Origin of the sequence: Nonomuraea candida (genome assembly GCF_000725485.1) — a bacterium.
Classification (GTDB): domain Bacteria; phylum Actinomycetota; class Actinomycetes; order Streptosporangiales; family Streptosporangiaceae; genus Nonomuraea; species Nonomuraea candida.
This window is the reverse complement of sequence record NZ_JOAG01000020.1, coordinates 177,371-189,924: the sequence shown is the minus strand read 5'-3', so window position 1 is coordinate 189,924 and position 12,554 is coordinate 177,371. Positions and strand designations below refer to the sequence as shown.

The 12,554-nt window shown below is 75.9% G+C and carries 9 protein-coding genes; 2 read left to right on the top strand and 7 right to left on the bottom strand.

What is annotated here, in order from left to right; genetic code table 11:
* Positions 1 to 13 precede the first annotated feature (13 nt).
* The 3 genes from pta to IO39_RS52805 all read right to left on the bottom strand — a co-directional run bounded on the left by pta (position 14) and on the right by IO39_RS52805 (position 5,882).
* Positions 14 to 2,035: a phosphate acetyltransferase gene (gene pta / locus IO39_RS21230; protein WP_043625781.1), complete on the bottom strand. Its 2,022-nt coding sequence runs from the start codon at positions 2,033 to 2,035 to the stop codon at positions 14 to 16.
* A gap of 200 nt (positions 2,036 to 2,235) precedes the next feature.
* Positions 2,236 to 5,118, bottom strand: coding sequence for a WD40 repeat domain-containing protein (locus tag IO39_RS21225; protein ID WP_052423155.1), 2,883 nt, complete (start codon positions 5,116 to 5,118; stop codon positions 2,236 to 2,238).
* The gene (locus IO39_RS52805) at positions 5,022 to 5,882 is read right to left on the bottom strand and encodes a helix-turn-helix domain-containing protein (protein WP_052423154.1); all 861 of its coding nucleotides are present in this window, start codon (positions 5,880 to 5,882) and stop codon (positions 5,022 to 5,024) included. The genes IO39_RS21225 and IO39_RS52805 overlap by 97 nt, the downstream gene beginning before the upstream one ends.
* Before the next feature lie 197 nt (positions 5,883 to 6,079).
* Between IO39_RS52805 and IO39_RS21220 the strand changes: the two genes are divergently transcribed.
* On the top strand, positions 6,080 to 7,210 hold the full coding sequence (locus tag IO39_RS21220; protein WP_169789088.1) for a helix-turn-helix domain-containing protein: 1,131 nt from the start codon (positions 6,080 to 6,082) through the stop codon (positions 7,208 to 7,210).
* A gap of 100 nt (positions 7,211 to 7,310) precedes the next feature.
* Positions 7,311 to 7,790 carry a peptidase inhibitor family I36 protein gene (locus IO39_RS21215; protein ID WP_043625778.1) on the top strand — a complete coding sequence of 160 codons (480 nt, stop codon included), beginning with the start codon at positions 7,311 to 7,313 and terminating at the stop codon, positions 7,788 to 7,790.
* Positions 7,791 to 7,879: 89 nt separating this feature from the next.
* On the opposite strand, the gene IO39_RS21210 is transcribed toward IO39_RS21215, so the two are convergent.
* The 4 genes from IO39_RS21210 to IO39_RS21195 form a co-directional block, all read right to left on the bottom strand.
* Positions 7,880 to 9,124 carry an NAD(P)/FAD-dependent oxidoreductase gene (locus IO39_RS21210; RefSeq protein ID WP_043625775.1) on the bottom strand — a complete coding sequence of 415 codons (1,245 nt, stop codon included), beginning with the start codon at positions 9,122 to 9,124 and terminating at the stop codon, positions 7,880 to 7,882.
* 150 nt (positions 9,125 to 9,274) lie between these two features.
* Positions 9,275 to 10,915, bottom strand: coding sequence for a PucR family transcriptional regulator (locus IO39_RS21205; protein ID WP_043625772.1), 1,641 nt, complete (start codon positions 10,913 to 10,915; stop codon positions 9,275 to 9,277).
* A gap of 52 nt (positions 10,916 to 10,967) precedes the next feature.
* The gene (locus IO39_RS21200; protein ID WP_043625769.1) at positions 10,968 to 11,306 is read right to left on the bottom strand and encodes a TraR/DksA family transcriptional regulator; all 339 of its coding nucleotides are present in this window, start codon (positions 11,304 to 11,306) and stop codon (positions 10,968 to 10,970) included.
* Between the two features lie 193 nt (positions 11,307 to 11,499).
* Positions 11,500 to 12,258, bottom strand: a complete 759-nt coding sequence (locus tag IO39_RS21195; RefSeq protein ID WP_043625766.1) for a rod shape-determining protein — start codon at positions 12,256 to 12,258, stop codon at positions 11,500 to 11,502.
* Positions 12,259 to 12,554 lie beyond the last annotated feature (296 nt).

Here is a 12,554-nt window from a genome sequence, read left to right as displayed (position 1 = left end):
GTGCGCCGGCCGTTCAGTCGTCGCGCACCTGCGCGGCGGTGACGGCGACGGTGGTGACGATGTCGGCGACCGTGGCCCCTCTGGACAGGTCGTTGACCGGCTTGCGCAGCCCCTGGAGCACCGGCCCGACCGCGACGGCCCCGGCGCTGCGCTGGACGGCCTTGTAGAGGTTGTTGCCGGTGTTCAGGTCGGGCACGACGAAGACGGTGGCGTGCCCGGCCACCCGGCTGTCGGGCATCTTGGCGCGCGCCACGGTGGGGTCGACCGCGGCGTCGTACTGGATCGGCCCCTCCACCTGGAGGTCGGGGCGGCGCTCGCGGACCAGCTCGGTGGCGGCGCGGACCTTGTCGACGTCGGCCCCGGCGCCCGAGGCGCCCGTCGAGTACGACAGCATGGCAATTTTCGGGTCCACGCCGAACCGGGCCGCGGTGTGCGCCGAGGAGATCGCGATGTCGGCGAGCTGCTCGGCGGTCGGGTCGGGGTTGACCGCGCAGTCGCCGTACACCAGCACCCGGTCGGCCAGGCACATGAAGAACACGCTGGAGACCAGGCCCAGGCGCAGGATCTCGAACGCCGGCCTGATCGTGTGCGCGGTGGTGTGCGCCGCGCCCGAGACCATGCCGTCGGCCATGCCGGTGTGCACCATCAGCGTGCCGAAGTAGGACACGTCGGTGACGGTGTCGCGGGCCAGCTCGACCGTCATGCCCTTGTGCGCCCGCGCCTCGGCGTAGGCGCGGGCGAAGCGCTCGCGCAGCTCCTCGTCGAACGGGCTGAGCACCCGCGCCCCGTCGAGGTCCAGGCCGAGCTGGGCGGCGCGCGCCTTGACGCGCTCCTCGTCGCCGAGCAGCGTCAGCTCGGCCACGCCCCGCCGGAGCAGGATGTCGGCCGCGCGCAGGATGCGCGGCTCCTCGCCCTCGGGCAGCACGATGTGGCGGGCGCGGGCCCGGTCCAGCAGCTCGTACTCGAACATCAGCGGCGTGACCACGTCGGTCTTGGCGATGGCCAGCCGCTCCAGCAGCAGCCGGCCGTCCACGTGCGCGGCGAACAGCCGCAGCGCCGTGTCGATCTTGCCGCCGGCCTCGGGCGTGAAGCGGCCCTCCACGACCGACAGGCGGGTGGCGGTGTCGAACGTGTCGTGATCGGTGGCGATCACCGGCAGCGGGATGGCCATGCCGCGCAGCAGCCGGTCCACCGGGGCGGGCAGGTCGGTGCCGCCGGTGAGCACCACCGCCGACAGGGAGGGGAAGCCGGGCGAGGCATGGGCGGCGATCAGGCCGGGCAGCAGCGCGGCGGCCCGGTCGGACGGGATGATCACCGCCGCGCCCTCGGTGTAGCGGTCGAGGATGTTGGGCAGCGACATCGCGCCGACCAGCAGCGCGCTCGCCTCCCGGCCGAGCCCGTCGCGCTCGCCCAGGAAGAACGTGCCGTCACAGGCGTCGAGCAGGTCGGCCACCGTCGGCGCGCGCAGCGACGGGGTCTCGGGCAGCACGAACACCGGCGTCACGTGCGAGATCGGGAGCCGCTCGGCGGCCCGCGTCACCACGACCGCCAGCTCGTGCGCGTGATGCTGCGCCAGCTCCCTGGACGACAGCTCGACCGCGGCGGCGACCTGCGCCCCGCTCCGGCCCCGCGCGTTCACCACGTTGATCACCGGCGTGCCCAGGTCGGCGGCCAGGCGGGCGTTGTAGCCGAACTCGGTCGGCGCGCCCACGTCGGTGTAGTCGGTGCCGATCACCACGACCGCGTCGCACCGCCCGGCCAGCGCGCGGAAGCGGGCCACGACGTCCCCCGCCGCCCGCTCGGCGTCGGCGTGCACCTCGTCGTAGGTGACGCCCGCGCACGCCTCGTAGGGCAGGTCGAGCTGGAACCTGGCGCGGATGGTGTTGATGAGGGCGTCCTCGCGGCCCGCCCGCACCACGGGCCGGAACACCCCCACGGTCCCGACCTGCCGTGACAGCAGCTCGACCAGGCCCAGGGCGATGGCCCCCTTGTTGCTTCCCGCCTCACCGGCCGCTACGTACACCGCGCGTGTCATGTCCCTCATTGTCCCCGGCCCCGCCGTGGCCCCGCCGTGGCCCCCTGGGGCGGGGACGCGGAGCCGGTCCGGCCGGGCTCGGCTGACGGTGGTCAGCCCGGAGGAGCTGGAGGCCCGCCGGGACCGTCGCGCGCCGCGGCCATGACCAAGGGCGCGTTCCCGTTCACGACCCGCTGAGGGCCCGGGCGGGGGCCCGGGTTTCAGCCGGCGGGTGCGGTGGGGCGGGTCAGGCGGTCGTCGGCCTCGGCGAGGATGCGGCCGATCGGGGCGCAGGCGTCGCAGGACCACAACCGCACGGTGCCGTCCCCGTGCGCGGTGGCCCGCCGTACGGCGCCGTCCCCCTGGCCGGTCCCGGGGCGGAAGACGACGGCTTCGACGCTGGCGGCGAACCCCGTGACGGTCAGGGGCGTACCGGGCCGGCCGTCGCGCCAGAGTCGCAGAGTGTCGTCGTGCCCGCTCGTCCCCACCCACCGGCCGTCGGGGGCGAACGCCACCTGCCAGACCGCCCCCTGGTGCCCGCGCAGCACGAGCGGCGCGCCCCGGCCGGGGGCGGTGACGTCCCAGACGCGTACGGTGGCGTCGCTGCCGACGCTGGCCAGGCGGCGCCCGTCCGCGCTGAAGGTCACCGCCCACACCATGCCCTCGTGCCCGCGCAGGACGACGGGCTCGCCGAAGGCTTTCGTGTCGTAGAGGCGGACCTGCCCGTCCAGGCCGACGGTGGCCACGTACCTGCCGTCGGGGCTGTAGGCCACGTAGCGCAGCATCTCGGGGCTGACCCGGATCACGCGCGGCGGCCCCGCGCCGCCGACGGGCCAGACGCGCAGGGATCCGTCATTGCCGACACTGGCCACGTGCCGCCGGTCGGGGGCGAACGCCACCGCGCCGACCGGCTGGGTGTGCCCGCGCAGCACGCGGGGTCCGGCCGTGCCGGCGGTGTCCCAGATGCGCACGGTGCCGTCCCCGCTCCCGGTGGCCAGCAGCCGTCCGCCCGGGCCGAAGGCCAGCCCGTACACCTGGCCGGTGTGACCGCGCAGCACGACCGGGCGGTCCTCGTCGGACGCGTGGCCCGACACCTCCCAGACGCGGACGGTGGCGTCAGCACCGCCGCTGGCGAGCTTCGTCCCGTCGGGCGACAGGGCCAGGTTCCACACCTCGTCGCGGTGGCCGCGCAGGACGACGGGCGCGCCCATGCCGGTGGCGTCCCAGATCCGTACGGTGCCGTCGTCGCCGACGCTGACCAGGCGGCGGCCGTCGGCGCTGAACTCGGCGTTCCACACGACCCGGTCGTGCCCCCGCAGCACCAGCGCCTCGCCGCCGCCGGCCGGGCTGAAGACGCGGATCGAGCCGTCGTCGCCGGCGGCGGCCAGGCGGTGCCCGTCCCTGCTGAACGCGACCCCCTCCACGCTGCCCTCGTGCCCGTGCAGCATGACCGGCTCGGCGTCGCGGTCGTCCAGCGCCCACACCCTGGCGGTGCCGTCGATGCCGGCGCTGGCCAGCCTGGTGCCGTCGGCGGTGAAGGCCAGCCGTTTGCCCATGGCCGTGTGGCCCTTCAGCACGACCGGCTCCGCCCTTCCCCGCAGGTCCCAGAGGCGGATGAGGTGGTCCGCGCCGCCGGAGGCCACGTGCCGCCCGTCGGGGCTGTAGGCCACGCCCCAGACCGGGCCCCGGTGCGCCTTCCTGACGACGGGGGCGGCGCGGCCGGTCAGGGGCCACACGCGCAGGGTGCCGTCGTCGCCCGTCGAGGCGACCCCGGTCCCGTCGGGGGCGAAGGCGACCCCCCACACGGGCCCCTTGTGCCCGCGCAGCACGCGCGGAACCCGCGGGGCCGGGCCGCCCGCCAGGTCCCACACCCGTACGGTGCCGTCGAACCCGGCGGTGGCCAGGCGGCGGCCGTCGGGGCTGAACGCGGGGCTCCACGCCTCCCCCTCGTGCCCGCGCAGCACGACGGGCGGCCGCTCCGACAGGCCGCCCCGCCGCCAGCCCCACACCCGTACGAGACCGTCGGCGGTCGTCACGGCGACCCGGTCGCCGCTGGGCGAGAAGGCGACGCCGAGGGTGCGGCCGAAGCCCGGCACCGTGACGACCAGCCGGTCGTCGATCAGCGCCTGCCGCAGCGCCGTGTCCGCCTCCGCCGTGGGCCACGTCGCGTAGGCGCGCCTGGCCAGGCGCAGCCCGCGCTCGGGGTCGAGCGCCAGCTCGCCCCTGGCCTCGGCGGCGAGCTGGCGGGACACGGCGACGTCCCGGTGCTCGGCGACCTGCCTGGCCTGCGTCATGGTGACGCCGGCCAGGGTGCTGACCACGAGCACCACGGCGACCAGCCCGCCCGTCAGGAGCCGCGCCCGCCTGCGCCGCCGCAGGCGGGCGGCCGACTCCTCGTGCCGCGAGGCGTCGAGGAAGGCCCGTTCCAGGGCGTTGAGCCGGTCGCCCGGCCGGCCGTCCCAGGCGCTCAGGCGCGCCCCCCGGTACAGGAAGGCGTCGTCGCGGTCGTGCTGGTCCCACTCGGCGGCGGCCTCGGTGAGCCGGCGGTGGGCCAGGAGCAGCTCGCGGTCCTCCTCCAGCCAGCCGCGCAGCCGGGGCCAGCCGGGGATCAGCGCCTCGTGCGCGATCGTCACGGTGTCCTCGTCCACGGTGACCAGGCGGGCCGCGACCAGCGCGGCCAGGATGCGCGCGGTGCTCTCGTCCTCGGCCAGCTCGGTGCGGGCGGCGCGGCGGCGGGTGTCCTCGGTGCCCTCGCCGGGCACGATCAGGCGTGACAGCAGGTGCCGTACGAGCTCGCGCTCCGCCGGCCGCAGCGCCTGGTACACCCGCTCGGCGGTCTGGGCGACGGCGCCGCGCACCCCGCCGGCCGCCCGGTACGCCGCGACCGTGAGCGTGCCGCCGCGCCGCCGCCGCCAGGTCTCCAGCAGCGCGTGCGAGATCAGCGACAACGCCCCGGGGCGGCCCCGCGACTCGTCCACGACCAGCTCCACCAGCTCGCGCTCGACCTTCAGCCCGGCGCGCTCGGCCGGGACCCTGACCACGCGGCGCATCCCGTCCTCGTCCATCGGGCCGACCAGCACCTGCGCGTCCCGCAGCGCGGCCACCAGGCCGGCGTGGGCGGCGCAGGGGCGGTCGGGGGTGGGGCGGGCGGGGCGGCGAGTGCCTGGGCCATCGCGGTGCGCGCGGACGACGGGCCGGCGCGCAGCGCGTCGAGCACCGGCGCGGCGGCCACGTTCGCCGCGTTGGCCAGATGGACGGCCAGCTCCCGCAGCGGCCGCTCCCCCGGAGTCAGGAACGCCACCCGCCAGCTCCCGCCGCCGGGCGCCCGCTCCGCCCGCAGCGCCGGCAGCAGGCCCGCCCGGAGCAACGACGACTTGCCGACGCCCGAGGGCCCGAACACCGCCAGGAACGACGTGCGGTCCAGCCTGTCGCGCAGCTCCGACACCAGCGTCTCGCGTCCCACGAACAGCCGCGCGTCCTCCGTCCGGTAGGTCCGCAGCCCCAGGTACGGGGCTCCTTCGGGGCCGTCCCGCCCGCCAGGTCCCCCGGGTTCCGCGTGCCCGCCGGGCTCCCCGGGCCGGCCCTCCTGCCCGGCCGCCCCCTTGAGCAGCCCGTTCAGGGCGTGCCAGCGCTCCTCCCACTCCCGGCGGTCCCCGCCGCACGCCTCCACATAGGCGAGGGTGACCGCGAGGCTCGGCAGGACGGCGCCGCCGGCCGCCTCGGCGAGGGCCGTGACCGAGAAATGCGCGCGTTTGGCCAGCTCGCGATAACTCGGTTTACCCGCCTCGACGCGCAACTTCCTGAGCTCTGCGGCGAATCGGTGCAGCGGGTCCTTCTCCGGGTTCAGGTCGCGCTCGGGCCGCCCCATGCGCACACCTTATCCACGGGCCCGCCGCCCGGGCTCCGGCGCCGGCGAAGTTGTTTGTTCAGGAGTTCCGGCCCCGCTGAACAACCTCCGGCGGTGTTAAACCGGTGGGACGAGCTCCGGCCGGGCCTTTCGCGTGACACGGTATCCCGACTCGATCACCGGAGATATTCATGACTTCGCCGAATCGCCTGCATTTCTTGATCGATATTCGCCGCGAATGGCCGCCGACGCGCATCACCACGAGCGGCCACCGCGAAGATCGCGGGCGTCTCTCCTACCCCGGCCGGACAATGGCGGTCGCGCCGGTGCCCCCGCCCGTGCCCGTGGCCCTTTCCGGCGGGCCGCGCGGCGCTTTCCTGGCGCGCGTACGGGTCCGCGACCTCGGGGCGGTGACCGTGACCTCGCTGACGACGCGGACCGGCGCGCCGTACCGGATCGAGGGCGCACCGCACGGGCACGCACCCGACGGGCAGGCGGCGGACGGGCAGGCGGCGGACGGGCAGGCGGCGGGCGGGGGCGGCGAGCCGGCGGCGTACCAGCTGGTGCTGCAGACGAGGGGGCGGCTGCGGGTGGCGCACGCGGGCGGGCGGGCGGTGCTCGGCCCGTCCCGGCTGGCGCTGTACGACGCCTCGCTGCCGTTCCGGGCCGAGCCCGAGCCGGGCGGCGGCCCGGCCGCCTGCGTGCTGGTGGCCGTTCCCCGCGAGCTGATGCCCGTCCCGGCCCGCGCCGTGCGGCGGCTGCTGGGCGTGCCGCTCTCCGCCGAGACCGGGATCGGGGCGCTGGCGGCGGGCACGCTCGCGCGGATCGCCGACGACCTCGACCGTTATCGCCCGCCGGACGCCTTCCGGCTGTCCGGGCTGGTCGTGGACCTCCTGGCGGCGCTGGTCGCGCACGAGCTGGAGACCCGCTCGCCGGCGGCTCCCGGGCGCGCGGACGAGCTCCTGCTGCTGCGGGTGCAGTCGTTCATCCTGCGCCATCTCGGCGACCCCGACCTGTCGCCGCGCGGCATCGCCGCCGCCCACCACATCTCCCTCCGCTCCCTGCACCGGCTGTTCAGCGGGCACGGGGACAGCGTCTGCGGCTGGATCCGCCGCCGGCGGCTGGAGCGCTGCCGCCGGGACCTCGCCGACCCGCTGCTGGCGGGGCATCCGGTGCACGCCATCGCGGCGCGCTGGGGCCTGGGCAACCCGGCGCACTTCAGCCAGTTGTTCCGGGCCGCGTACGAGGTGAATCCCGGCGCCTATCGCGCCGCCGCCCTGCGTCCGCCCGGATCGGCCGTGCGGCACGCAGATGAAAGTCACCTGGCGCCCATCGATAACGACAGGTGAATCCGCCCCACGCCACCATGTCCATAGCCCGGCAGCGGAAAAGCGCTCGGGCCTTTCCCCGGCAATTGCCCAATCCCCCTTCGCGTACCAAGGAGAAGACATGACACCTCGGCTGATCCGTCTCATCGCGTCGGCGGCCGTGGCCGCGATGGCCATTCTGGCCGTGCCGGCCGGGCCCGCGTCGGCGGGCGCGCCGCCGTCCGGCACGCAGAAAGGCGAACCGGCCGTCGTCTATGAGGAGCGGCCGAGCGGCAAGGGCGTGAGTCTGCAGGCGGCGGACTGCCCGGCCGACAACATCTGCCTTTATGACGGCACGAACTACGGATATCCGCGCCTCCGCATTCACGTCTCCGTGTTGTACGACTGCGCGATGCTGGACCTGTCGCCCACGTTCCACGACCGGACCGAATCCACCCACAACAACACCAGGTTCGCGTTCGACCTGCTCAATCACCGGGCCGGCGCCACCGGCCACGGCAGTGACATCCTCGCCGGGCGGGCCGCCGCGCACCGCGCGTACACGAGCCATCTCCAGCACAACAACACGATCGACCACGTGGTGAGCCCCGGCTGCTGGTGACCGAGGAGCACCTCACGAGGACCCCGGCGGCATCCGCCGGGGTCCTGCCCGTCCGGCCGGGGGCAAAGGACGGGTGTGCCCGGTTCCGGTCAGCGCAGGGGGTCGAAGTCGGCGAGGGCGGCGGGCTGCTTGCCGGTGGTGATCTGCTCGGCGAGCAGCCGGCCCGTGATCGGGCCGTGGGCCAGCCCCCACATGCCGTGCCCGCCCGCCACGTACACGCCGGGGGCCTTCGTCGCGCCGATGAGCGGCCGCCCGTCCGGGGTGACGGGACGGGGGCCCACCCAGACGTCGGTGCGCTCCTCCCAGCGCACGCCCCGCAGCAGCGGCCGGGCGGAGGCGATGATGGCCTCCAGCCGGGCCGGGACCTGCGGCGCGTCCGGGTCGCGGAACTCCATGGTGCCCGCCACGCGCAGCCCGTCCCGGTACGGCGTGCACGCCACCCGCACGTCGGGCAGGTAGATCGGGCCGGGGACGGGGTGGTCCACCGGCACCGTGAAGGAGTAGCCGCGCCCGGCCCGCACCGGGACGCGCACGCCCCACTGGCCGGCCAGCCGGGGCAGCCACGCGCCGGTGGCCAGCACCACCGCGTCGGCGGACAGCATCGTGCCCTTGGACGAGCGCACGATGACCTTCCTGTCGTCGGTGCGCACGTCGGACACCTCGAAGGCGTAGATGGTCGCGCCCCGCTCCATGACGGCCTTGCCCAGGGCGTGCACGAAGGCGCCCGGGTCGACGTACCGCTGCCCGTCGATGCGCACGCCCGCGCCCAGCGCCTGGCCGGCGAGCGGGACCTGCTCGGCCAGCCGGCCGCCGTCGAGCACGGTGTGCTCGACGTGCTGCCCGGCCGCCTCCAGCCGGCGCAGCTCGCGCAGCAGGCCCTGGGCCTGGCGGGGCGTGCGGAACCCGGCGGTGATCGGCGCTGAGATGACCGGCGCGGACACGCCGTTGGCGGCGAGCACGTCGTACGCCTCCACGCACTCCTCGTTGAGCGGCAGGTTGGCGCGCACCGCGCGGGTCCACGACGACCAGCGGCAGTTGGCCGCGAACCGGAGCAGGAACGACCACAGCCCCGGGTCGAGCGTCGCCGGCACGTGCAGCGGCGCGGCCGGGTTGAGCAGCGAGCGCAGGCCGTAGCGCAGGACGGCGGGCTCGTTCAGCGGGATGGTCAGGGCCGGTGAGACCCATCCGGCGTTGCCCCAGGACGCGCCCGCGGCCACGCCGCCCCGGTCGACCACGTCGACCTTGACGCCGCGCTCCTGGAGGAACCACGCCGTCGACAGGCCCACGATGCCCGCGCCCACCACGACCACCGATCGCGGCCAGTTGCCGACCATGACCAACCTCCAACGGGGTACGAAATGCCGGTGTCGCCCTAGGATGGCCCCGCCCGGGCCCGGCGACGCTGTACGCGGCCCACAATCGCGCGCCCGCCGTTGTGGCCCCGCCACAACGCCCTGCGCCCACCCGTCCCGGGAGCGCGGGCGTCAGGGGCGGGGCTCGTCCTCCAGGGCGGCCAGCATGATGAGCATGCCCAGGCGCTTGCGGGGGGCGTCGAGGTGCAGTGGGGTCAGCTCGCCCATCTTGCGCAGCCGGTTGCGCACGGTATTCGGGTGCACCTCCAGCCGTTCGGCGGCCAGGGCGAGGTCGCCCTGGCTCTCCAGCCAGGCGCGCAACGTGGCCACGAAGCGGGTGCCGTGCCGGGCGTCGTGCCGCAGCAGCGTGGAGACGGGACCGCGGGCCGGGGTCCGCCCGGCCCGCGCGGCGGTGCGCAGCCGCCGCAGCAGGATGTCGTCCCAGGACTCGTCGTAGGCGGGCGGCGGGGCGCCGGGCCCGGCGCTCTCGTGCAGCGCCAGGCACTCGTCGGCCTCCTGGCGGCCCGCGGGCAGCTCGGTGACCTCGGCCGGCGCGCCGATCCCGGCCGTCACGCCGACCTGGGCGGGCAGTTCGGCGCGCAGCGCGGCGATCCACTGGCGGGCCGCCTGCGCCCCCTCGGCCGGCAGGATCGTGTACAGCGTGTCGCCGAGCAGCGCGCTGCGTCCGGGCCTGGACCAGCCGAACCCGGTGGTGGCCTGCTCGAAGGCCAGCAGCAGCGCGGCGTGACGCTCCCCGTCGGTGCGCGTGCGCACCGCGATGACCCGCATCTCCCGCGGCGACAGCCCCAGCCGGCTGATCATCGTCGTGGCGTCCGCGCTGCCCTCCAGGAGCCGGATGACGAGATCGGACTCCACCTGACGCTCCAGGTCGGCGCTGGCCCGCGAGCGCAGCAGGTGCAGCGCCACCGTGCGGGCGCCGTCGGCCAGCGCGCGGCGGTGCGCGCCCGTGAGCGGCCGGTCGCAGCTCACCCAGACCGAGCCGAGCAGCTCGTGACCGGCTCGCGCCCCGACCGCCATGCGCCCGGTCAGGCCGTGCTCGGGGTCGGCGGGGACGAAGACCGGCTCGTCCGTCGCCGCCAGGTGGGCGAAGACCTCCTGCCGCTGGAACAGCTCGCGCAGGCGGTCGGGGACCCGGCGCACGAGGATCGTCTCCAGGCGGGCCGGGTCGCCCGCCTGCTGGGAGCGGGAGTAGGCGAGCACCCGGGAGTGCCGGTCCTCGATGGTCACCGCGCCGCCGATGACGTCGGCCAGGCTGTCGGCCAGCGCGAACAGGTCGGTCGGGCCGCGTCCCGAGGCGGTCTCGCGGCTCTCCATCACCAGCCCGTACACCAGGCCGGCGAGCTGGCTCCACGAGACGGCGGGGTCGGCCAGCAGCACGGCCACCCCGTGCCGGTCACCGATCTCGGCGGCGTCCCGCTCGACGTCCGCCCCGCTCCCCGCCCTGCTCCCGGCCCCGGCACCGCCGCCCGGGCCCGGGCCGCTCCCGGCCTCGGGGGCGTTGCCGGGGCCGGGGCCGGGTTCGGGTTCGGGGAGGCGGACCAGGACCGCGGTGGCGCGGGCCGCTTCGGCCCAGCGCACCGCCTCGGCGACCGAGCCGGCGCCCATGGCCAGGAGCAGGTCGCCCGCGACGTGCCGGTCGGTGGCGTCCGGCACCGCCACGCTGCGCAGCCACGCCGAGCGCGGCGCGGAGCGGCCGCACAGCCGCACGCCGTAGCCGCCGAGCACGTTCACCAGGCGGTCCAATGTGATCATGGTCAGTCTCCGGTCGCGGAGGGGGCGGGACGAGGCCCGCCCCCTCACGGTGTCACGCGGCTTCGTGCCGCCGCTGGCAGTCGATGCAGGTGCGCGCCAGCGGCCGGACCTTGAGCCGTTCGAACGGGATCGCCGCCGAGCAGTGGGCGCACCGGCCGTACGTGCCGTCCACCAGTCTGTCGAAGGCCTGGGACAGCTCGGCGACGGCGCGCTCGGCGGTGGTGATCGAGACGAGCAGCTCCTGCCAGGTGCCGTCGGCGCCGCTGCTCTCCTGCTCCTGGACGCGCAGGCCCTCCAGGTGCCGCCGGCGCTGGTCGAGCTGCTCCTGGAGGTCCTGCCGCAGCGACTGGAGCTGCACGGTGCTGAGGTGCGAGGTGGTGCGGTCGTTCATGGTCTTGAAGCCCTTTCTGTATGACGGGACGTCCCTGTGGTGAGCGCGGGCCGTGGCCGGCGCGGACTGTGGTCAGTGCGACTGAGGTCAGCGCGACTGAGATGAGCGCCGGCTGTGCGTGAGCGCTGGCTGTGCGTGAGCGCTGGCGTGGTGAGCGGCTGTGGTGAGCGCCGGTCCGGTGAGCACCGGGGCGTCAGCGGGCGGACGGGACGAGGCCGGCGGCCAGGGCCGGACTCAGGCACAGCCGCATGAGGCCGCGTACGGTGGCGTGCTGCGGCTGGGGCGCGGCGCCGGCCGGCAGCCGCAGCGCGGCGCGCAGCCGGTGCAGGAGGAGTTCCTGGTGGGCGCCGCCGCCGGTGACGACCAGCCCCCGGGCGTCGGGCAGGCGGCGGGCCAGCCCCGCCGTCATGTCCACGACGCCCTCCAGCGCGTACGAGACCAGCCCCGTGCCGGTGGTCGCGCTGAGCCGGAGCGCGGCCGCGTCGACGACGGCGCCGTCACGTACGGCGACGGCCTCGACGATGCCCGCCCCGACGTCCAGCACCAGGCACGGCCGGGAGTCGAGGACGTTCAGCCCGACGCCGACGGCGGCGGCCAGCGGCTCGTCCACCAGCGTCACCTCGCACCCGGCGACCTCGGAGACCGCGGCGCGCACCGCTTTGCGGTCGCTCGGCGACGCCGAGAACGGCACCCCGGCCAGCACCCGCTCCGGTGGCCGGTCCTGGTACAGGCGGGTGTCCCGCAGCACCAGGCGCACCAGCCGCAGGCAGGCGCCCGGGTCGGCCACCATGCCGTGCCGGATGGGCCGCACCGGGTCCGCCCGGTCGGAGCCCCCGGCCGGCCGCCCGGCGACGGCCGAGGGCCGGTCGGCGATGGCGTGACCGCCCGTGGCCAGCGACCGGGTACGCGCGGTGCCCAGGTCGAGCGCCACGAAGCGCGGCCCGGCGCTCATCCCTCGCCTCCGCGCGCCGTGCGGCGGCCTCGGACGGGGCCGCGCGGGAGCGCGGACCGCGGATGGGCGCGAACTGTTCTGACAACGACCATGACGATGATCGGCTCCTAGCTGACGTCAAGGAAGGGCGGCATGGAGGACCACGCCAGGTAGCCGGCCCTCCTGCCACGGAAGACGGCGATCAGGGCCGCGCGGGCACGGCGGCCGGACCCGCGTCCGGGCCGGAGCCGGGACGCGGGCCGGTACGCGTGATCACGGAGCCCGGGTACGCCGTCAGGTCCCACGGCACGACCGGC

Bases quoted from the DNA above. Each gene is read 5' to 3' on its own strand.
- pta (WP_043625781.1), bottom strand. From the start codon at position 2,035: ATGACACGCGCGGTGTACGTAGCGGCCGGTGAGGCGGGAAGCAACAAG.
- IO39_RS52805 (WP_052423154.1), bottom strand. From the start codon at position 5,882: ATGGGGCGGCCCGAGCGCGACCTGAACCCGGAGAAGGACCCGCTGCAC.
- IO39_RS21215 (WP_043625778.1), top strand. From the start codon at position 7,311: ATGACACCTCGGCTGATCCGTCTCATCGCGTCGGCGGCCGTGGCCGCG.
- IO39_RS21210 (WP_043625775.1), bottom strand. From the start codon at position 9,124: ATGGTCGGCAACTGGCCGCGATCGGTGGTCGTGGTGGGCGCGGGCATC.
- IO39_RS21205 (WP_043625772.1), bottom strand. From the start codon at position 10,915: ATGATCACATTGGACCGCCTGGTGAACGTGCTCGGCGGCTACGGCGTG.
- IO39_RS21200 (WP_043625769.1), bottom strand. From the start codon at position 11,306: ATGAACGACCGCACCACCTCGCACCTCAGCACCGTGCAGCTCCAGTCG.
- IO39_RS21195 (WP_043625766.1), bottom strand. From the start codon at position 12,258: ATGAGCGCCGGGCCGCGCTTCGTGGCGCTCGACCTGGGCACCGCGCGT.